Raw genomic sequence first — 20,041 nt, 5'->3', positions numbered from 1 at the left:
GAGATGAGGACTTACTTTGAAAGGAAAGTCAGGGAGGGCAAGAGCAAAATGAGCGTCTTAAATGCCGTAAGAAATAAGCTACTGCATCAAGCAGTGGCCGTTGTCAAAAGAGGAACTCCCTATGAGGTGAGATTGAATATTATTTAGAGCGAAACCCTTGCTTTCATCATAGATTTCGTACTGGTGTAAACGACGCCGCAGGCCGTCGGCCGAGGTGGGGTTTACACGTTGTTAGGTCTAGTTTTTTTCTGCAAAGACTGCTCGTCTTCTTTCTGCTTTTTGCCTGATTTCAGAAAACGAAGCCGAAAACAGCTTGCCGAGCGCGATTCTTTTCTTTTCATGTCGCCCGCTTTTGGCCTGATTTCGGAAAAACAGGCCGAAAACGCAAGTCCGTCCGTCGCTTTGCACGCGTTGCCGAGAAATTCTTTTTGCGCAAACGCAACGTCAATTCCTCCTTTTCAGGTCGAAGTCGGGGAGCGTTCCCAACTCTGGAGAAGCTAATCCAAACTTTTGTCGGATTTCACTTTCGGCTTCTGCTACTCTTGCCGATGTTTTTTCTGCAAAGCGAGAGCGGTTCTTCATTCTTTAAATTTTGGCTAACGGACTCGTGTAAAAAATGTGCTAGGCCGTCGGCCGACGCATGATTTTTACACAATGTTGGCAAAAGTTTTTCTTTGTTTATTCTGCCGCTTTTTATGTTTTTGGCCTGTTTTGGCAAAAAGAGCCGCTAATCGCGAAATCGGAGTTTTCTGGTTTTTCTGATTCCACGTTTTTGGCTTCATTTCCGAAAACGAGGCCGAAAACGCATTTCGAAAATCGGTCTGCACGCATTGAAGATAAATTCATTTGCTCAAACGCCACGTCAATTCCTTTTCAATTTTCCAGGTCGAAGCCGGTGAGCGTTCCCAACTTTTTGAAAGCTAACTTTTTCTTTAGCTGATTTCTATTTTTTTACTTCTGCCGCTTTTGCCGATTTCTTTTTCTGCTATGCGAGAAGAGCAGTTCTTCATTCTTTAAATTTTTGCCAACGGCCTCGTGCAAACAACGTGCTAGGCCGTCGGCCGAAGCATGATGTTTGCACAATGTTGGGCAAAGTGTTTTTATTTTTTATGCTCAAATTCTGTAATAAGATTCATGAGCTGTGTTATTAGGCCCAGTTTAGCCTTGGCTTTTAATACTGCTTCTGATTCTGGCGTTTGAGATTGCACCAATATTCTTTCTTTTTTTACTCTTTCATTTTCTAAGAAATCTTTCAAATGACCAATGAATTGAGAGTAATTGATGATTTTTCGGTTGTCGTCGGTAGAATGTAGTTGGTGTTTCAATATAATATCAGTCAGTTCTTCTGAATTATATGGCCTTATCTCCGAAACTATATCATCACATATGATTCTATACTCACTTTGGTATAGGTAGGTACTAATTGAAAGCTGTTTTTTACCCGAATTTATTTTTTCTTCAAAGTCGGCATCTTCCTGGTAGTCAACCAGCTTTTCGAGGTCTTCAGTAGTTATGGAAGCTTTATCAAAGTTCAGAAGTGTCCAAGTCCGAATAGAGTCATGTCGATTCGCTTCAAATGACCAGAACAAACTTTCTGTTAATACTAGATTGGCTCCTTCGATTGAATAACTCTTAACAAGTCCCATAATTTACATTTTGCCCAACTTGTTGCTAAACGTACCACCTACGCTTATCTGTACTTTATAACTACTTCCAAACATACGGTTTACACCCGTTTTTGACAGATAACCGTAATTGGACTACCGAATATACTATATTTAAAAATAAGCATCCAACAAAGAAGCCCAGCAGTTTTTGCATAGCTTTTCCCAAAAGGACATGCCTTCCTCTTCTATTGTTGGCAATGGGGGCAGAAATACGTAGCGCGGCCGCCTACATACTTCTTCTGAATGAGCCTCTGGCAGCGGGGGCAATTGAGGTGGGCGTTGGGAGTAGTGGCCACCGGTGCTTCATCCCATTCGCGGGCGTGGATGAGGTAGTGCGAAGGAAAATCGCGGTAAATGGCTTCGGCGGCGATGGCGGTTTCCAGCACTTCCCTGATGGAGGTGGCCAGCCGGTCAATCTCGGCAGGTAAGAGGGAGAGGGCGGAGCGTTCGGGCTCCAGTTGGGCCTGGAACAGCACCTCGTCGGCAATCCAGTTGCCTACGCCGGGCGCAATGCGTTGATCCAGCAGCAGCGGTTTAATGGCCGACTTCTTTTTGGCCAGGCCTTGGGTCAGTTCCTCGGTGGAAAGGGTGAGCGCATCGGGGCCCAGCTTCTTCTGCTGCCGGAACGCCTCTACGCTTGGGGTGAGCCCAATTCTGCCAAACTTACGGGAGTCAACAAACGCAAACCTGAAACCGCTCTGGAAATGGAACACTGCCCGGGCAAAGCGCGGCGTATCGGCTTCGGCACGGTAAAAAGCCACGTCGCCGGTCATCCCGAAGTGCATGGTCACCATAGGGCCGTTGGCGGTGAGCAGGAAAAGTTGTTTGCCAATGCGGTTGGTTCCCGTGAACTGATTGCCCAACAAAGCCCTCCTGAAATCGTCCAGGTCTACCTGTAGCTGCCGTTTGGGGTCTTGCACCTCAATTTCGGCAATGGGCTGGTACAGGCTAGTCTCGTCAATGAAGCGGCGGTAGGTTTCTACCTCGGGTAACTCTGGCATGGCGAAAGGGTTCTCGTTTTAGGGCTGTTTTACAGAAACAAGGTTAAAAACAGGTACCATTGCTTCAACTGGCAGAGGCGGTGCATTGTTACGCGCAAAGGCAGATGGAGCAGCCACCTCTTAAATGAGCGAGCAGAAGACAACCTCGTTTCTCATCTCTTTTTCAAATAAGTATGCGGACAAAATTAGTTTGACTTACTTTTCTTGTTGTCCTCCTGGAAGGATCCTGGTGGCGAACGGCAACGGCGCCCCATCAAAGCTATTCTAGTTCGCCCACAAGACCCTGCCAGGAGGACAAATAGGACAAAGTAAGTCTGTCTTTGTACTTAGCAGTCCCAATTCAGCACCGCTTTCCTGTTCAGTGCCGGGGGTCTGCGGGTAGCGTACGCGCCTTTCAGAAAGCCTTTGGCATCTTTGTTTGGGGGTAGTTTTAAAAATACAGGCGAAAAACGCAGCCAAGAAAGTTCTATTTCGTTAGATTTGTTTAGAGCGCGTTTAAACTTTGTTTTTGGTGCCGTCAACAGCCATGGCAAGAACCTGCGTTTTCCATGGCCGTTGACGGCACCAAACTTCAGACAAGCTCTTAAGACCTGTACCCTCTTCTGAATGGAAACAACCACTTTACCCCTGGAACTTTTGCGCTACCCGGTGGGCCGGTATGAAGCCCCGCCTTTGTACCGGTCAGCCTTCGTGAAACAATCGCTTACGGCTATTGAGGCACTTCCGGCCAACCTGCGCGCGGCCATCAAAGACTTGTCAGACGAGCAACTGGACACGCCCTACCGCCCCGGCGGCTGGTCGCTGCGCCAGGTGGTGCACCATTTAGCCGACAGCCACATCAATACCTACAGCCGTTTCCGGCTGGCACTGACCGAGGATTGCCCCGTGGTTAAACCCTACGAGGAGTCTTCCTGGGCGTACTTGCAGGATGCCCGCTGGGCAGACCCCGCGCTCTCGTTGCAAATACTGGAATCATTGCACCAGCGCTGGATTATTCTGTTGCGCTCGCTCTGCATGGAAGAGTGGCACCGGTCTTACTTCCACCCCCAAAGCGGCGAAACGTATTTGTTTCAGGCCGCGGGTTTGTACGCCTGGCATGGAGAGCACCACGTGGGGCATATTCTATCTTTAAGGGAGAGAATGGGCTGGTAATTGGTTTTCAGCGTTGTTTTCTGAAATCAGCCCAAAAACAAGGGCCGCAGCCCAGTAGAAATCTAAGAAAAATTTGTTTAATTTAGTCAGAAGTTTCTCTTTCTGACGATGTATCTGCCTGCGCCTCTTTTTATTGCCTCTGCCTTCTGGACTCTGCTTCAGTTCTTCCTGGATGCGCCCGCGCCGGTAACGGTGCCGGTGCCAGCAGAGGCGGGCGTTTCCCGCCTCAACCTAAATGACACCCGCTCGCTGGAGTTTGTGGAGAACAAGGGGCAGTGGCCTAAACAGGTGGCCTTCGCCGCTGAGGTACCGGGCGGCAAGCTATTTCTGCAGCCCACCGGGTTTGTGTATGCGCTGCGCGATTCGGCAAGCACTAACAGAAAGCACGGGCATTCCCAGGAGACGGACGCCCCCACTCAGCGTACTATAGGCCCCTCTTCTATCGTCAGAAATCACGCTTATTCGGTGACCTTTGAGAATGCCAACCCTGCCCCCGCCTTGCAGCCGCAGGAAGCCACGGAAGGAACCCGGAATTATTACCTGGGCAAAGACCCTAAAAAATGGGGTACTGGGGCCAGGGGTTTCCGGCAGGTGCGCTACCAAAGTCTCTACCACGGGGTTGACCTGGCCCTCTATGAACAAGGCGGAAAACTGAAATATGACCTTCATGTGGCCCCGGGCACGTCGCCAGAACAAATCAAACTTACCTATAAAGGAGTTACCCGGTTGTCTCTGCAGAACGGAAACCTGCGCCTGGAAACCTCGGTGGGAGACGTAATAGAGCACCAACCGGTGGCCTACCAACTGGTGCAGAACCAACGCGTAACGGTTCCCTGCCAGTACCAACTCACCGGCCAAACGCTCTCCTTTCAGTTTCCCGAAGGCTACAACTCCCAGCACCCGCTGGTGATTGACCCCGTGGTGGAATTTTCCTCGTTCACGGGCTCCACCGCCGACAACTGGGGCTACACCGCCACCTATGACAGCCAGGGCAACATGTATTCCGGGGGCATCGCGTCCAGTATTGGGTATCCTACCACCATGGGCGCCTTCAACACAGATTTCAACGGTTTCTGGGACATCGCCATCATCAAGTACACCACCAAGGTCAGCGGCCCGGCGGCGCGGCTGTATGCCACCTACCTGGGGGGCAGCGATACCGAGACGCCTCATAGCCTGGTGGTGAATGCCGCCGATGAGCTTCTGGTGCTGGGCACTACCAGTTCTGCAGACTACCCCACTTCCCAGAATGCGTTCAGCCGAACGTTCAAGGGCGGCCCTTACATCGCCCCTCTGGGCGCAGGCGGGAACCCGGCCTATTCCAGGGGCTCAGACCTGGTCATCACGCGCCTCAGCAGCACCGGAGACCAGTTGCTGGCGTCTACCTTTCTGGGCGGCAGTCAGAACGATGGCCTTTTGCCCCGGCTTACCACCACCCCTACCTTGGTGCAGAACTACGGCGACCAATACCGCGGTGATATTAGCACAGACCCAGACGGCAACGTGTACATTGCCTCCAATACCTCTTCCTCAGACTTTCCGGCCCAGAACGGTTTCCGCTCCCAGATGCACGGCGGCACGCATGATGCCGTGGTGAGCAAGCTTTCCCCAGACTTAAGCCGCGTGGTGTGGTCTAGCTTTTACGGGGGCACGGGCATAGACGCGGCCTATTCCATACAGCTAGACCAGAACCGGCAGGTGTACGTCTGCGGAGGCACCACCAGCACTACCCTGCCCGGCACTGCCAACGGGTTGAAACCAACCTCCTCGGGCAATACAGACGGCTTCGTGCTCAAAATCAATCCGGCGGGAACTTCCATTATGGCAGCTACTTTCCTGGGAACTTCGGCGTATGACCAGACGTATTTTCTGCAGTTAGATGCCACCAATAACGTGTATTTGTTTGGCCAGACTTTGGGCAACTATCCGGTGACCAGCGGCACCTACCGGAACAACAATGGCCGACAGTTCCTGCATAAACTGAGCAATGACCTTTCCGCCACCGCCTGGTCTACCGCGTTTGGAACGGGCCGCAATACCATTGACCTTTCGCCCACCGCTTTTCTGGTAGATGACTGCCAGCGCATTTATGTCTCGGGCTGGGGCGGCAACAACAACGGAGGGGTATACGGCAACGGTACCACCACCGGCCTCCCCACCACCTCTGACGCCGCGCAAACCACCACCGACGGCGGCGACTTCTACCTCATGCAATTAGGCACCGATGCCAAACAACTGCTCTACGCCACCTTCTACGGCGGTAACCAGGCGGTGGGCGGTGGTAGTTACGAGCACGTAGACGGCGGCACCAGCCGGTTCGACAAGAAAGGCTACGTGTACCAGGCTGTGTGCGGCGGCTGCCAGGGCCGTTCCAACTTCCCCATGCCGCCCGGGGCTAACTTCTACTCCAAAGACAACAACAGCCTTAACTGCAACAATGCCTCGTTTAAATTTGACTTCGCCGAAGAACTGCGGGCCGACGCGGGCCCTGACCAGGAAATATGCGCGCATGCCCTGTCACTTGTTCTGAAGGGCACGCCTATTGGCGGAGTCTGGTCGGGCGACGGCGTTTCTTCCACCAATGGCATCTATCGGTTCACTCCCACCTCTGCATTGATTGGTGCCCGCACGCTTACGTATACCGTTACCGGAACCGGTGCCTGCTCCATTTCCAATACCATGGTCATGAACGTGACGCCGCCCATGCCCCATACCCTTTCGGTTCCAGAGCCTAGGTACTGCGCTACTTCAACGGTGCCGGTACAGCTAATCGGTTCCCCGGCCGGGGGCGTTTTCTCGGGGAAAGGGGTAACGGGTTCCACCTTCACGCCTTCTGTGGCGGGCGTGGGCAAGCATGTGGTTACCTACACCAGCGATGGCACCAATGGCTTCTGCGGCTCTGTCACCCAAGCCATAGAGGTTTACCTGCCGGTGGTGGAGATTGGCCCAGACACTACCCTGTGCCCCGGCAATCTCACCCCTTTCCAGCTTCGCGCGAATGTAGCCGGTGGCACCTGGAGCGGCACCGGCGTTTCGCCCACGGGCCTGTTCACGCCCCCGGCAGGTTACTCAGGAGCCATCAAGGTTTCCTATGCCATTACAGACCCTTGCGTGGTTTCTGACGCCAAGCTCATTAATCTGCCCCCCAGACCCACCATGGAAGCGCAGTTGGCCAATACCTGCCAAGACAATCCAGCCATTTCGGGCTACGCCCCTTTCAATGCTGCTTTCTCCAACGGCACCACCAATGCCACTGGCTTTATCTGGCATTTCGGGGATGGTACGCAGTCTAATGAACCCACCCCAAGGCACCTGTACAAAACCCCGGGCTCATATAAAGTCACCTTGGTGGCCACCTACGGCAACGGTTGCCAGGAAACCATAGAGGTAGGTGCCGTGGTGGTGGCCCCTCCGTTTATCCCCAATATCTTCACGCCCAACGGCGATGACAAAAACGAAACCTTCGTGCAGCATTTCAGCTGTTTCCCTACGGAGTTGACGGTGTACAACCTCTGGGGAAAAGAGGTGCACCAGGAGAAAATCTACAACCAGAAGTGGGACGGCGGCAACCTCTCTGAAGGCTCGTATTTCTACATCTTAAAAGACACCGAAGGCAACAGCGCCAAAGGCTGGGTAGAGATTCTCAGGTAAAGAGAATTGGTATTTTTAGGAAAACAATGGTCGCGTCCCGCGAATGTGGGCTACCTGCGACGTCCCGGCACTTTGTCTACATCTTAAACTAATACCATTATTGTATGATCCGTGCCCTTTGAAGGAGATCTTGGAGAGTAAAACCTTCCCCATCTTCTGGAGAAACTTCTGCTGATGCCGCTGTCCGGGCCTGACCTGTCTGCTGCGGAGTTCCACCACCGAAAGAGCGGGGATGGTGGTTTGCGCGTTTTGGGCCTGTTTTGCGGAAAACGCACCTAAAACGCACCAACCCGCTTTTCTCCCGTCCTGCCCCCCCGACAGAACGGGAGAAAGGCGGCTCAAGCTGTTCTTCCCCTGTAAGATGAGACCCCTCCGAGGAAGGGTATAAGCCTTTACAGGGTAATACAGGCATTACAACCAATAACTGCTAATTATGCGGCCAAAATTAGCTTGACTTACTTTGCTTATCTTCCTCCTGGGAGGATCTTGGTGGCGAACGGCAATAGCGCTCCATCAAAGCTATTCTAGTTCGCCCACAAGATCCTTCCAGGAGGACAAAGAGTATAACGCAATGCCGTCTCCGTACTTAGAAGGACGTAAACACAAGTTGGTATCACCGCTACCACCTCCTTCTATTACCTTGCTGTTCGGGAGTTCTACTCCCGAACCTGTCTGCTGCGGAGTTCCACTCCGCCGGGAACCACGGGCAGGTGTTGCAGGAGAAGGGGAGTAGAACTCCCCGGCAGGTTGCTTCCGGAGTGGAACTCCGGAAGAGCGGGATTGGGTATAATAACTGCCTGCTACTACTTACTTTCCCAGTTCCAGTCTTCCCCGAGCGCGCCTCGCTTTTGGCCTTGAATGGACAGCTACTAAGAGCAAAGGACTTCTCAGGCCGAAAGGGCAGTGCGAGAGGGGAAGACGGGGCCCCGCGGCCGTGAGCGCTTACCGCCAGAGCTGGAACAATACAGCCCTGCACCCACGCAACAAGCGCACAAGCCAAGGGAACAGCGAAAGGCGTGCACCCGCTAATCATCCTACAAAAGCCAATCCTAGGCAGAGGCTAAACCAAGAGAGGTATACGTCCAGCCCGAAGAAACTTTCTTTGTCCTTCTGATTACTTTTCCAAGACTGCCAAGAAACGAACTCTTCTATTCCCGGCATAGTTTTAATACTTTTAGACCTTTATCTAATTTCAAGCATACTATGTCAAGACGCGGTAGACGCACATTAGGCGTTCCTACTTTCCCATTGCCTGTCTCAGGCCAGTTTATGCCCGCCATTCTCCTGATTATTCTGGGTTTGGGCCTGCTCATTTACAAAAACCTGACGCAGGAGGTAAAGCAGGCCCAAGACCTGGTGGTACAGGAAGGAACCCTTATCAATTACTCTTTCAAGAAAACACCCGAAGGGGAAAAAGATTACGGCCTCTGGCTCAAGGAATTTGCCGAGCGCTTTGAACTCTCTCCCCTGGAGGAAGCCACCTTTGACACCGCTGCTTTCAAAGCCGCCATCAAACCCGGCGACCGCCTGCGGGTAGAATACAGTGGCCGGGAAGACGTGCTGGAAAACGGCGGTGTACGCAGACTTTACGGCCTGAGCGCCCCGGCCAAGAACATCGCCTTTTTCACGGGCAAAGACATTGTGGCGAAGGAAAACAGTGGACTTCTCACCTATGCCATTTATGCCTCGCTGGCCCTGGGCATCTTGCTCTACATCTGGCAGATTTTCAAGATGCGACGCCAACAAAAAGCATACGCAGAATAAGTATCTCCCCAACCCTTGCTCCCTTTTTGGGCTGTTTTTCAGAAATCGGCTTAAAAACGGGCCGGCTTTGGGGGATGGGTAAAAACCTGTTCAGCAAAGGGAAGGCAGCTATTCCGGCCAGTGTCCGTACAAAGGAAAAGAGAGCATTAAGGCACACTATGAGTAAATACCCAACAAACCCCCGCCAGGTTATTTACGCCTGCGGAAGCGGCAAATGCCAGAAACGCGGCGGCAAAGAAATCCGCAAAACCATGCGCGACCAGCTGAAGATGGCGGGCTTGCAAGACGAAGTAGAGATCATTAAAACCGACTGTACCGACCGGTGCAAGCACGGCCCCATTTTCAGCATACAGCCCCAGAACATCTGGCTGCATGACATGAGCGAGGCACAGATCATGCAAGTGTTCCGGGAACAGGTGGTGGGCCCATAAAAAATCACCTCAGGCTTACGGGCCCGAGGTGATTTTCTTTTATCCGGCTAGTCCCATCCAGGGTCTATTCGCCATCGTTGTCGTACTTGATTTTGCGCACGTTCTTGTCAATCTCCCAACGGCCGGTACCTTCTTCGCCAATCACGTCAAACAGTTCCAGGGCGCGGCGGGCCACATATTCCTCTTCTACCTGCTCTTTCAGGAACCACTGCAGAAACTGGAAGGTCATAAAATCCCGGGACTTCATGCATTGGTCAGCCAAACGGTTGAACTGCTGGGTCACGAAAATCTCCTGCTGCAGTGCCTTCTCAAACACATCTCTGAATGAGTCAAACTCCTGCGGAACGTTTACCACCTCCGGCGAAAGCGCGTGCCCGCCCAAATCACTCACAAAGTTGAAGAGCTTCAGCATGTGCTCGCGCTCTTCGTGGCTTTGCTTCATGAAATAATCGGCGCTGTAGTCAAACCCCTGGCGGTTGCACCAAGAGGACATGGCTAAATACGTGGCCGAAGAATGGGCTTCTACTTTTATCTGTTCGTTTAAGAGCGTTTCTATTTCTTCTGAAAGAGAGGTACGCAGTCTCAATAAATCTTTCATGGTTTCTATCTCTGTTAAGAGGTTGCTTCAGATAAGCACCTTAACTCAAATATACCGGTAAAAGCGGTTATTGGTTCTTCAGATTACCAGATTTGCCCTAATACAGATTCAGTCTAAATTCAGAGATGGAGATCGTGCTGCAATGTTGCCGGTAAGATAGAAGCCGTTTCGTTTTATACCTGTTTTTCAGAAAAGGAGGGCAAAAACGGCCACCCACCCCTAGCCCTGCAAGGAGGGGAATTATCACAAATGCCAACCTCTTTCCCGTCCGCAGGACGATGAAGATATTGCAGCAGAACAAGCAGTAATAAGCTCACCTGCGCCTTCCCCAGCGGAGGGCCGCCTGCGTAGCCCGAAGCGAGGGGAAGCGCAAGCAGCGGCAGTCCAGACAGCAATAACCCAAGCTCCCTATGGAACGGAAGGCTTTTACCGGGTGGTACCTTCCTGAAGCACCGCCTGTCTGAGCGGCAGCGGGTTCAGGGCTTCTCCATTCTTGTGGTTAGGTTGAACAGCAAGCACCAACCTGGCAAACGTGCGCAGAGCGAGTCCTGAGTCCAGAGTCTGGGAGTAGAAAGTTAGGAAGTAATCAGTTTACCCGTTTCGCCAATCAGGAGATTGGCTGTCCACTACGTGCGTAGAGCGCTGGTGCTAACTCTACGCACAGCAAAAGAAAGCACTAAACGTGGGCACAAAGTGAATCAAAAGAAGGATTACTTATAGAAAGGAAGTTGAGGCCATAAAGCAAGCCAAAGGGGAAATCAAACAACTAGTACACCACCGGGGCATACAAACACTCATACAGAATGCTGTTCAAAGACATCATGGCCCGGGCTCCCTGCAACAGTTCCTGGAAGTGCAGCACATCCGTAAGGGTAAGCACGAAACAACGCTCAGAACGGTACGGCATCAATACATGCACATCTGAGGCACGCGAGGGGTCTTTCACCATTTCGGCTACATTGATGGCGTCTACGTGCTGCTTTAGATCCAGAAAGTCCTTCACCTTGAAAGGCGACATGCCGCCGGCAAACTCCACAAAATAGCAGTTGTAACAGTTACACTGGTAGACAGCGCCGTAAATAGTACGGAATAGCTCTTGTAGGTTTTGAGGGGTAGGCATAGGGCAATTCTACTGATCTGCTCAAAGGGAACGATACAAAATTAGGTTCAGTTTAGAATTAGTCCAAATAAAAGAGGATGATATTTCTCATTTTTCCTTATTGCCTACCAAAAAGCGCGTTTCTGGGCTGTTTCCTTTAAAACAGCCCAGAAACGCGCTCACAGATTTCACCACAAAGGCTATTTAGCGCGGCTCACTAACTTAGAGAAGCGGCTGTCTTTCTCATCCTGGTACAGGAAAGCCAGTTTCTTTTCCTCAAATTTCTCGAAGAACTCTTCCCAGCTGATGTCCTCCAGGTTGTCCTCGGCGTAACCGGGAAAATTGATGCGGAGCAGACCCGCCTCGTCTCCGTCGCCGGTGCCTTTGACGGAGGCGGGCTTGCCGTCGCGGGCCTCGGCCCATTTCCGGATGGTGTCATGGTCGGTGGTGGTTTTCGCTGATTCTGACATAATGTTTCATGCGTTTGGTTTACTTCTTTTTGTACCCGCCATACCCCAAAAAGTTACCTGCCCCGCCGCCCTTCCTCCCGAAACTTCTACCGTACTTTCACGGTTATACCTCTTTGCCCGTACTTGTCCGTTAAACTTCTATGAGACTTCTCCTTTTCGCCTTCATACTTTTACTGGGTTTCACTTCCTGCGCCCAAAGCCGGAAAGAAAAACAAGCCGCCTCCAGTTCTACCGCCGCCCAACAAACCCCTGTCTCCCGTGACAGCCTCTCAGTGGCCACCTTCGCCGGAGGTTGTTTCTGGTGTACCGAGGAAGCCGCCGAGAAACTGAAAGGCGTGCACGAAGTAATCTCGGGCTACACCGGCGGTTCTACCAAGAACCCCACGTACGAGCAGGTAACCACCGGCCTCACCGGCCACGCCGAGGCCGTCCAGATCTACTATGACCCCCAGGTAGTCTCTTACCAAACCCTGTTGGAAGCCTTCTTCGCCGCCCATGACCCTACCACCCTCAACCGCCAGGGCCCCGATGAAGGCACCCAGTACCGCTCGGCCATCTTCTACCGCACCCCAGAGGAAAAAGCCCAGATTGACGCGTACCTACAGAAACTGAACGCCACCCGCGCCTTCCAGGCTCCCATTGTCACCGAAGTAGCTGCGCTAAAAGAGTTCTACCCCGCCGAGGAAGAGCACCAGGACTTTTACCGCCACAACCCCAACAACCCCTACATGCGCGCCGTCTCCACCCCTAAAGTAGAGAAGTTCAAGAAGCAGATGGAAGGCAAGTTGAAGGACGGGCAGTAGTTGTCAGTTGTCAGTTTTTAGTTGTTAGATCTTAGGGAGGAGAAGGAGACCTGTTTTCGGGCTGTTTTCCTGAAAACAGCCCGAAAACGGTGGAGGCCTCACAGGTGTCAGAACCTAGATGTAGTGGTTTAGCGGATTTAAGCGATGCTTTTTAGAATGACCGTTACACCCGCGATCTTACTAACAACTAACAACTGATAACTAAAAACTAACAACTAGAATGGCTAGCTTTGCCCCTGTTTTCCTAGAAAAGACGTACCCTTGAAAGCAACTCAATTTTTGGAGCTGTACCGGCAAGATCCCGTGGTGCAAACCGTGGCCCAACGCCTGCAGACTCCTGAACCGCAACATATACAACTAAAAGGACTGGTGGGCAGCTTAGATGCCGTAGTGGCGTCGGCGTTACAGACCATGCAGCCCGGCACGCACCTGTTCGTCCTGCATGACCGCGAAGAAGCCGCTTATTTCTACAGCGACCTTTTCAACCTGCTGGCCCAGGAACAGGAAGTGCTCCTCTTCCCCAGCTCTTACAAACGGGCCTACCAGTTTGACCATACCGAGAACGCCAACATCCTGCTGCGCGCCGAGGTGCTCAACCGCCTGAACAACCGCGCCGGAGCCGGGGCCATGATTGTCACGTACCCCGAGGCCCTTACGGAGAAAGTCATCAACAAAAAATCACTGGTGGCGAACACGCTGGGCGCGAAAGTAGGCGAGAAACTGGACGTGAATTTCCTCACCGAGATGCTGGCCAGCTACGACTTTGAACGCACCGATTTCGTGTACGAGGCTGGGCAGTTCGCCGTGCGCGGGGGCATTGTGGACGTGTTCTCGTATGCCAATGAATTGCCGTTCCGGCTGGAGCTGTTCGGCGATGAGATTGAGAGCATCAGAACGTTTGACCCCAACACGCAGCTCTCCGTGGAGCAGAAAAAGCAGATTTCCATCATCCCCAACGTGCAGACCAAACTGCTGCAGGAAACCCGCGAGTCGTTTCTGGACTTTATTCCGGCAGACAGCATTGTCTGGGTCAAAGATTACCGGCAGGCGGTAGACGTGGTAACCGAGTCTTTTGAGAAAGCCGAGCAGTCATTTAAGGAGATGCTGGAGGCCAGCGCGGGCATGCAGATTGTCTCCAACCCCGAGGATCTGTTTGAATCGGGCAAGTCTTTCAAAAAGGCCCTGGAAACGTTCACGCTGGTAGAATTCGGCAAACGGTTCAACTTTAGGAATGCCGAGGTAGTGCAGTTTCAGGCGCATCCGCAGCCCTCGTTCAACAAAGATTTCCAGCGGCTGGTCAGCAACCTGCATGAGAACCAAAGCAACGGCTACGTGAACGTCATTGCGGCGGAATCTCCCCGCCAAGCCGATAGATTAACCACCATCTTTGACGAACTAGACCATGACGTGCGGTTCCATCACTTGATGCTGGCACTGCGCGAAGGTTTTGTGGATGATCTAGTAAAGCTGGTCTGCTACACAGACCACCAACTGTTTGAGCGTTTCTACAAGCACAAAACCCGCGAAGGCTACTCCAAATCCAAAGCGCTTACCCTAAAGGAGCTCCGCACCCTTAAACCCGGCGACTACGTCACGCACATGGACTACGGCATTGGCCGCTTTGCGGGCCTGGAAAAAGTAGAGGTGGGCGGCCGGTTGCAGGAAGCCATCCGGCTCATTTACCGCGACGACGATCTGCTGTACGTGAGCATTCACTCGCTCCACAAAATCAGCAAGTACACCGGCAAAGAAGGCACCCCACCCACCATGAGCAAACTGGGCTCGCCGGAATGGGAAAACAAGAAAAAGAAAGTCAAGAGCAAGGTCAAAGACATTGCCGCCGAACTCATTTCTTTGTACGCCAAACGCAAAAAAGCCCCCGGTTACGCGTTTACAAGAGATGGTTTCCTACAGGCCGAATTGGAATCCTCGTTTATTTACGAAGACACGCCAGACCAGGGCAAAGCCACCGAAGACGTAAAGAACGACATGGAACAGCCGCACCCCATGGATCGGCTGGTCTGCGGCGACGTGGGCTTCGGAAAAACCGAAGTGGCTATACGGGCTGCGTTCAAAGCGGCCTGTGACGGCAAGCAGGTAGCCGTGCTGGTGCCTACCACCATTCTGGCCATGCAGCACTACAAAACCTTCCGAGATCGGCTGGAAGCCTTTCCGGTGAACGTGGAGTACATCAACCGTTTCAAAACCACCAAACAGATAAAGGAAACGTTGTCAAGAGTGGCCGAAGGCAAAACCGATATCCTCATTGGCACGCACCGCCTCGCCAGCAAAGACGTGAAGTTCAAAAACCTGGGCCTGCTGATTATTGACGAAGAACAGAAATTCGGGGTAAAAACGAAGGATAGGCTGAAGGAAATCAAGGTGAACGTAGACACGCTCACGCTCACCGCCACGCCTATTCCGCGTACGCTGCACTTCTCCTTGATGGGGGCCCGTGACCTTTCGGTGATTGCCACGCCGCCGCCCAACCGCCAGCCGGTACAGACCGAATTGCACGTGTTTGATGATGTTCTCATCAGAGACGCCGTGGCGTATGAACTCAAGCGCAAAGGCCAGGTTTTCTTTGTGCACAACCGCATCTCAGACATAGAGGAAATGGCCAACCTCATTCTCAAACTGGTGCCCGATGCCAAGGTGACGTACGCCCACGGCCAGATGGATCCCGAGGAGTTGGAGAAACGGATGATGCGCTTCGTGGAAGGCCATTATGACGTGCTGGTAAGTACCAACATCATTGAAAGCGGGCTGGACATTCCCAACGCCAACACCATCCTCATCAACCGGGCGCACATGTTTGGCCTGAGCGATTTGCACCAGATGCGCGGGCGCGTGGGCCGTTCCAACAAGAAAGCGTACTGCTATCTGTTAACGCCGCCCGTTTCCGGACTACCGTCCGATGCCCGCAAGCGCCTGAGCACCCTGGAGGAATTCTCAGATCTGGGCGAAGGCTTCAAGATTGCCATGCGCGATCTGGACATCCGCGGGGCGGGCAACATGCTGGGCGGCGAGCAGAGCGGCTTCATCAACGACCTGGGCTTTGAGGCCTACCACCAGATTCTGGACGAGGCCGTGCAGGAGCTGAAGGAAACCGAGTTCCGCGACCTGTTCTTCAAAGACCTGGAAGCCGATCAACTGCTGGAACCGGTGCGCGAGTGTTCGGTAGAAACTGACCTGGAAATCCTTATCCCAGACTCTTACATCAGCAACATCTCTGAACGGTTGCAGATGTACAGCAAGCTAGACCGTGTGAAAGACCTGGAAAGCCTGGAGAAGATTGTGGAGGGCATGGTAGACCGCTTTGGGCCGATGCCGCCCGAAGTAGACCAATTGGTGAACATTGTGAAAATGCGCTGGGAAGCCTGCCACCTGGGTTTTGAGAAACTTACGCTCAAGAAAGATACGCTCAAAGGCTACATCCCCAGCATGAACAATGAAGCCTTCTTCCAGTCAGAAACCTTTAGCCGTATTTTGCAGTACGTGCAGCAGCACCCGCGGCGCTCCCGCCTGAAAGAAGCCAAAGACAAGCTGATTGTGACCGTAGAAGATGTCTCCACGCTGGAACAAGCCAAAGGCATTTTTGCCGATATGCAGGCATAAATCTGTTTTGGGGCCACTTTTTCAAAAGTGGCCCCAAAACAAAAGAACTCTTTCTCTGTTTGCCTTTGAATGGCAGAACGGGTAGCTTCCGTTATCCTTACAAGAACTTTTGAACGCATTTTCCATGAACTCCTCTACAGCTTCTCCTACTGCCCTGGATATCCTTTCCATCTTCAGGGCGTTGCCGAGGCTCTATATTGTGGTCTCCCCAGATTTCACCATCGTGGAAGCCAGTGACGCCTACCTGACGTCCACGTTCAAAGACCGGTCTATCCTGGGCAAGTACCTGTTTGAGGTATTTCCGGACAACCCAGACCTGGCCTCGGCCGATGGGGTGCTCAACTGGCGGCAATCGCTTGAGTTCGCCCGCGACAACAAAGTGCCCCATAAAATGGCGCTTCAGCGCTATGACGTGACCAAGCCAGAGGAGATGGGCGGGGGCTTTGAGGAAAAATACTGGCAGCCCTCCAATACGCCGGTCTTAGACGCTAGCGGCAACGTTCTTTATCTGATTCATGAATCAGAGGATGTGACCCAGCAAATTAAAAACCTGGAAGAAACCGAAAGGCAAACACAGCAGGCCCAGCAGAACCTGGAACGCTTTGAACTCATTGCCAAGGCCACCAATGACGTGATTTGGGACTGGAACCTGGAAGACAATACCATTTGGTGGAACGATGGGTTCAAGGTTGCCTTCGGTTACAAAGAAGAAGACATTGAACATGACGTAAACTCATGGTACGGCCGTATTCACCCCCATGACGCCAAACGCATTGTAGACGGCATCCACCAGGTCATAGACAGCGGCGGCACCACCTGGCAAGATGAGTACCGTTTCCGGAAAGCCGATGGCAGCTACGCCGAGATTTTTGACCGGGGCACGGTAGCGCGTGACAAAACCGGCAAGCCCGTGCGCATGATTGGCGCCATGCTGGATCTGACCGAGAAAAACCGTTACGCGGCCGAGTTAATAGCCAGTGAACAGCACGTACGCGCCCTGCTGGAAGGCATTCCTGAGATAGCCTGGGTAGCCCGTGCCGATGGTTACATTCACTACTACAACAAGGCTTGGTACACGTACACCGGCAACACCAGCCCAGACGAGGGCTGGGACAAGGTCGTGCACCCAGAAGATTTGGATGCTACTGTTGCTGTTTGGGCGCACGCCTTGGCTACTGGTCAGGAGTACGTGAACGAGGCCCGGCTGAAACGAGCCGCTGACGGCAAGTACCACTGGTTTACCATGCGCGCTACGCCGTTGAAGAACCCAGAAGGCACCATTACCGCCTGGATAGGCGTAGACACCAACATCCAGGAACAGAAAGACATTCAGCATAAACTGAAAGAACGCGACGAGTACGTGCAGCGAATGCTGTCCCAATCGCCGGTGCAGTTTGCCGTTCTAAAGGGAGCTGACTGGATGGTGGATTTTGCCACGCCCCAGTTCAAACAGTTGGTGGGCGGCCGGGATACCGTAGGCAAACCTCTCCGCCAGGCCTTACCCGAGCTACAATCCCAAGGCTTTTTTGACATCATTGAGAAAGTGTACGCCACCGGCGAACCGCACCTGGGGACAGAAACCCCTGCCTACTTAGACCGAAAGGGAACCGGTGAACTGGATCTGGGATATTTCAACTTCATGTACCAGCCTCTCTTTGATGAGCACCAGGCAGTAGAAGGCATCATTATTCTGATAGTGGAGGTAACCGGGCAGGTAAAGGTACAGAAAGAGGCCGCTAAGTTGGCGCAGGAACTGAAAGTCTCGCATGAGCGCACCCTTAAAGTGCTGGACGCCCTGCCCCACATGACCTTTACCGCCAGGTCAGACGGTTACATAGACTATTACAGCCAACAGTGGTATGATTACCTGGGCACCTCGCAGGAAGAGTTGAATGGCTGGGGTTGGGAATACTTTATCCACCCAGATGATTTACAGAACACCCATGACAAGTGGCACCACTCCCTTGCCACCGGTGAAATATTTATGGTGGAAAACCGCTGGAGAACCAAAAACGGCGAAGAATACCGGTGGTTTCTGGTACGCGGAATTGCCGTTAGAAACGAAGAAGGCGGCATTTACATGTGGGTAGGCTCCCACACAGACATTCAGGATCAGAAACAGATGCTGCTGGATCTGCAGGAAAGCACCCAGAACTTCCAGTTCCTGGCCGACAGTATGCCCCAGTTGGTTTGGACTACAGACTCCCAAGGTTACCATGACTACTTCAACAAGAAATGGGTAGAATACACCGGCTATGACGTGGAGGCCAGCAAAGGAACCCAGATGTGGAACAACCTGCTGCACCCAGATGACCAGGAAAGATCCTTCGCCCGGTGGCACCACTCCCTGCGCACCGGCGATCCTTATGAGGTGGAATACCGGTTCAAGCGGGCTTCTGACGGAGAATGGCGTTGGTTTCTGGGCCGCGCCCTTGCCCAGCGCGACCAGGAAGGCAACATCACCAAATGGTTTGGCACCTGCACTGAAATAGAAGACCAAAAACGCAACGAGGAACTGATGGAGCAAACCAACCAGGAACTCCGCACCATCAATGAAGACCTGGACAGCTTTGTGTACACCGCCTCGCATGACCTCAAGTTGCCCATCATTAACATGGCCGGTATTTTCCAGGAGCTCACCAAGAACGCCACGTTCCATGACCCAGACGCCCAGCTCCTGATCAACATGTTCAACCGGTCATTGAAGCAGATCAACGCCACCATTTCAGACCTGGCCGAGATTGTGAAGGTGCAGAAGGAGATTCACGCGCACCAGGAGGAAATTGAGTTGCCTGACCTGGTAGACGAGGTCAAGCTTAGCATCCAAGACATGATCCAGAGTTCAGGGGCCACCATCACCTGTGACTTTACCCAGGTTAATTCTCTGGTATACTCCCGCGTAAACCTGAAAAGTATCTTTTACAACCTAATCAGCAACGCGGTGAAATACCGCTCTCCAAAGCGTACACCCGTTGTTCATTTGCGCACGTACAACCAACCAGGCTACACCGTGCTAACCATCCAAGACAACGGCATAGGCATGGATCTAGAGAAACACGGCGCTAAAATGTTCCAGATGTTCAAACGTTTCCATAACCACGTAGAAGGCTCAGGTTTGGGGCTTTATATCCTTAACCGCATTGTGCAGAAGAACGGCGGCCGCATTGAGCTGGAAAGTCAGGTAAACGAAGGCACCACCTTCACCATTTATTTCAAAAACAGCGTTCAATAGCATAAAGCGCTTTCTATATTTGTCCTATGAAAAGGTTAAACCTGATTTTGTTGGTAGACGACGACGAAACCACCAATTTCTTAAACAAACGTCTGCTCACCCGCATGGAGATTGCCGAGCGGATTGAAGTGGTGACCAACGGAGAAGAGGCCCTCAGGTTTCTCAACACTGCCATCGCCGCCGGGCAAGCCCTCCCAGACCTCATGTTCCTGGACATTAAAATGCCGGTCATGGATGGCTTTGAATTTCTGGACAAGTACCACCAGCTACCCGAGGCTACACAAAACTGCATTCTGGTCATGATGCTTACCTCGTCGGCCAGCTTCTATGACTTAGAGAAACTAAAGAAATACAGCGCAGTGGAACAGCACATCTCCAAACCCCTGGAAGAAGCCCACGTACGCGAGATTCTGAACGAGCATTTCCGTTAAAAAAGACCAATCACCTCCTAAAAGGGCGGCTTTGTGTGGAACAAGGCCGCCCTTTTCTGCCTCTACTCCGGCTGGTAATACCAGCAGAGAATGATTCATGTGCCTTAAAAGAAGACGGCGGAGC

Annotated in this window: 13 protein-coding genes; 8 read left to right on the top strand and 5 right to left on the bottom strand. The window is 52.5% G+C overall.

Annotated elements, in window-relative coordinates; all coding sequences use genetic code 11:
* Positions 1 to 1,100: 1,100 nt before the first annotated feature.
* Both HHO50_RS06810 and mutM read right to left on the bottom strand, forming a co-directional pair.
* On the bottom strand, positions 1,101 to 1,646 hold the full coding sequence (locus HHO50_RS06810; protein WP_181305237.1) for a hypothetical protein: 546 nt from the start codon (positions 1,644 to 1,646) through the stop codon (positions 1,101 to 1,103).
* Positions 1,647 to 1,852: 206 nt separating this feature from the next.
* Entirely contained in the window at positions 1,853 to 2,668 is an 816-nt protein-coding gene (gene mutM, locus HHO50_RS06805) for a DNA-formamidopyrimidine glycosylase (protein ID WP_181305236.1), read from the bottom strand.
* 606 nt (positions 2,669 to 3,274) lie between these two features.
* Between mutM and HHO50_RS06800 the strand changes: the two genes are divergently transcribed.
* The 4 genes from HHO50_RS06800 (at position 3,275) to HHO50_RS06785 (ending at position 9,666) form a co-directional block, all read left to right on the top strand.
* Positions 3,275 to 3,820, top strand: coding sequence for a YfiT family bacillithiol transferase (locus HHO50_RS06800; protein ID WP_181305235.1), 546 nt, complete (start codon positions 3,275 to 3,277; stop codon positions 3,818 to 3,820).
* Between the two features lie 108 nt (positions 3,821 to 3,928).
* Positions 3,929 to 7,471, top strand: coding sequence for a PKD domain-containing protein (locus HHO50_RS06795; protein ID WP_181305234.1), 3,543 nt, complete (start codon positions 3,929 to 3,931; stop codon positions 7,469 to 7,471).
* A 1,203-nt stretch (positions 7,472 to 8,674) separates the two neighbouring features.
* On the top strand, positions 8,675 to 9,235 hold the full coding sequence (locus HHO50_RS06790; RefSeq protein ID WP_181305233.1) for a hypothetical protein: 561 nt from the start codon (positions 8,675 to 8,677) through the stop codon (positions 9,233 to 9,235).
* Between the two features lie 158 nt (positions 9,236 to 9,393).
* The gene (locus tag HHO50_RS06785; RefSeq protein WP_181305232.1) at positions 9,394 to 9,666 is read left to right on the top strand and encodes a ferredoxin; all 273 of its coding nucleotides are present in this window, start codon (positions 9,394 to 9,396) and stop codon (positions 9,664 to 9,666) included.
* A 64-nt stretch (positions 9,667 to 9,730) separates the two neighbouring features.
* Here the strand turns inward: HHO50_RS06785 and HHO50_RS06780 are convergent, their stop codons facing one another.
* The 3 genes from HHO50_RS06780 to HHO50_RS06770 all read right to left on the bottom strand — a co-directional run bounded on the left by HHO50_RS06780 (position 9,731) and on the right by HHO50_RS06770 (position 11,833).
* Positions 9,731 to 10,264 (bottom strand): ferritin, encoded by a 534-nt coding sequence (locus tag HHO50_RS06780; RefSeq protein WP_181305231.1) that lies wholly within the window; start codon positions 10,262 to 10,264, stop codon positions 9,731 to 9,733.
* A 766-nt stretch (positions 10,265 to 11,030) separates the two neighbouring features.
* Positions 11,031 to 11,384, bottom strand: a complete 354-nt coding sequence (locus HHO50_RS06775) for a hypothetical protein (protein ID WP_181305230.1) — start codon at positions 11,382 to 11,384, stop codon at positions 11,031 to 11,033.
* 179 nt (positions 11,385 to 11,563) lie between these two features.
* Positions 11,564 to 11,833, bottom strand: a complete 270-nt coding sequence (locus tag HHO50_RS06770; RefSeq protein ID WP_181305229.1) for a hypothetical protein — start codon at positions 11,831 to 11,833, stop codon at positions 11,564 to 11,566.
* Between the two features lie 140 nt (positions 11,834 to 11,973).
* Here HHO50_RS06770 and msrA point away from each other — a divergent pair, with 140 nt between their 5' ends.
* From msrA to HHO50_RS06750, 4 genes are all read left to right on the top strand, one after another.
* Positions 11,974 to 12,636, top strand: coding sequence for a peptide-methionine (S)-S-oxide reductase MsrA (gene msrA, locus HHO50_RS06765; RefSeq protein ID WP_181305228.1), 663 nt, complete (start codon positions 11,974 to 11,976; stop codon positions 12,634 to 12,636).
* 261 nt (positions 12,637 to 12,897) lie between these two features.
* On the top strand, positions 12,898 to 16,254 hold the full coding sequence (gene mfd / locus HHO50_RS06760) for a transcription-repair coupling factor (protein ID WP_181305227.1): 3,357 nt from the start codon (positions 12,898 to 12,900) through the stop codon (positions 16,252 to 16,254).
* A 124-nt stretch (positions 16,255 to 16,378) separates the two neighbouring features.
* A complete protein-coding gene (locus HHO50_RS06755) occupies positions 16,379 to 19,486 on the top strand; it encodes a PAS domain-containing protein (RefSeq protein ID WP_181305226.1) in 3,108 nt (1,035 codons plus the stop codon).
* Between the two features lie 26 nt (positions 19,487 to 19,512).
* Entirely contained in the window at positions 19,513 to 19,917 is a 405-nt protein-coding gene (locus HHO50_RS06750) for a two-component system response regulator (RefSeq protein ID WP_181305225.1), read from the top strand.
* Positions 19,918 to 20,041 lie beyond the last annotated feature (124 nt).

The sequence above is a fragment of the Rufibacter sp. XAAS-G3-1 genome (assembly GCF_013623775.1).
Taxonomy (GTDB): domain Bacteria; phylum Bacteroidota; class Bacteroidia; order Cytophagales; family Hymenobacteraceae; genus Nibribacter.
The sequence above is the reverse complement of the archived record's forward strand: the minus strand, read 5'-3'. Positions and strand labels throughout refer to the sequence as shown.

Excerpts from the sequence above, each read along its gene's own strand:
- HHO50_RS06810 (WP_181305237.1), bottom strand. The coding sequence starts at position 1,646 with ATGGGACTTGTTAAGAGTTATTCAATCGAAGGAGCCAATCTAGTATTA.
- mutM (WP_181305236.1), bottom strand. The coding sequence starts at position 2,668 with ATGCCAGAGTTACCCGAGGTAGAAACCTACCGCCGCTTCATTGACGAG.
- HHO50_RS06800 (WP_181305235.1), top strand. The coding sequence starts at position 3,275 with ATGGAAACAACCACTTTACCCCTGGAACTTTTGCGCTACCCGGTGGGC.
- HHO50_RS06795 (WP_181305234.1), top strand. The coding sequence starts at position 3,929 with ATGTATCTGCCTGCGCCTCTTTTTATTGCCTCTGCCTTCTGGACTCTG.
- HHO50_RS06790 (WP_181305233.1), top strand. The coding sequence starts at position 8,675 with ATGTCAAGACGCGGTAGACGCACATTAGGCGTTCCTACTTTCCCATTG.
- HHO50_RS06785 (WP_181305232.1), top strand. The coding sequence starts at position 9,394 with ATGAGTAAATACCCAACAAACCCCCGCCAGGTTATTTACGCCTGCGGA.
- HHO50_RS06780 (WP_181305231.1), bottom strand. The coding sequence starts at position 10,264 with ATGAAAGATTTATTGAGACTGCGTACCTCTCTTTCAGAAGAAATAGAA.
- HHO50_RS06775 (WP_181305230.1), bottom strand. The coding sequence starts at position 11,384 with ATGCCTACCCCTCAAAACCTACAAGAGCTATTCCGTACTATTTACGGC.
- HHO50_RS06770 (WP_181305229.1), bottom strand. The coding sequence starts at position 11,833 with ATGTCAGAATCAGCGAAAACCACCACCGACCATGACACCATCCGGAAA.
- msrA (WP_181305228.1), top strand. The coding sequence starts at position 11,974 with ATGAGACTTCTCCTTTTCGCCTTCATACTTTTACTGGGTTTCACTTCC.
- HHO50_RS06755 (WP_181305226.1), top strand. The coding sequence starts at position 16,379 with ATGAACTCCTCTACAGCTTCTCCTACTGCCCTGGATATCCTTTCCATC.
- HHO50_RS06750 (WP_181305225.1), top strand. The coding sequence starts at position 19,513 with ATGAAAAGGTTAAACCTGATTTTGTTGGTAGACGACGACGAAACCACC.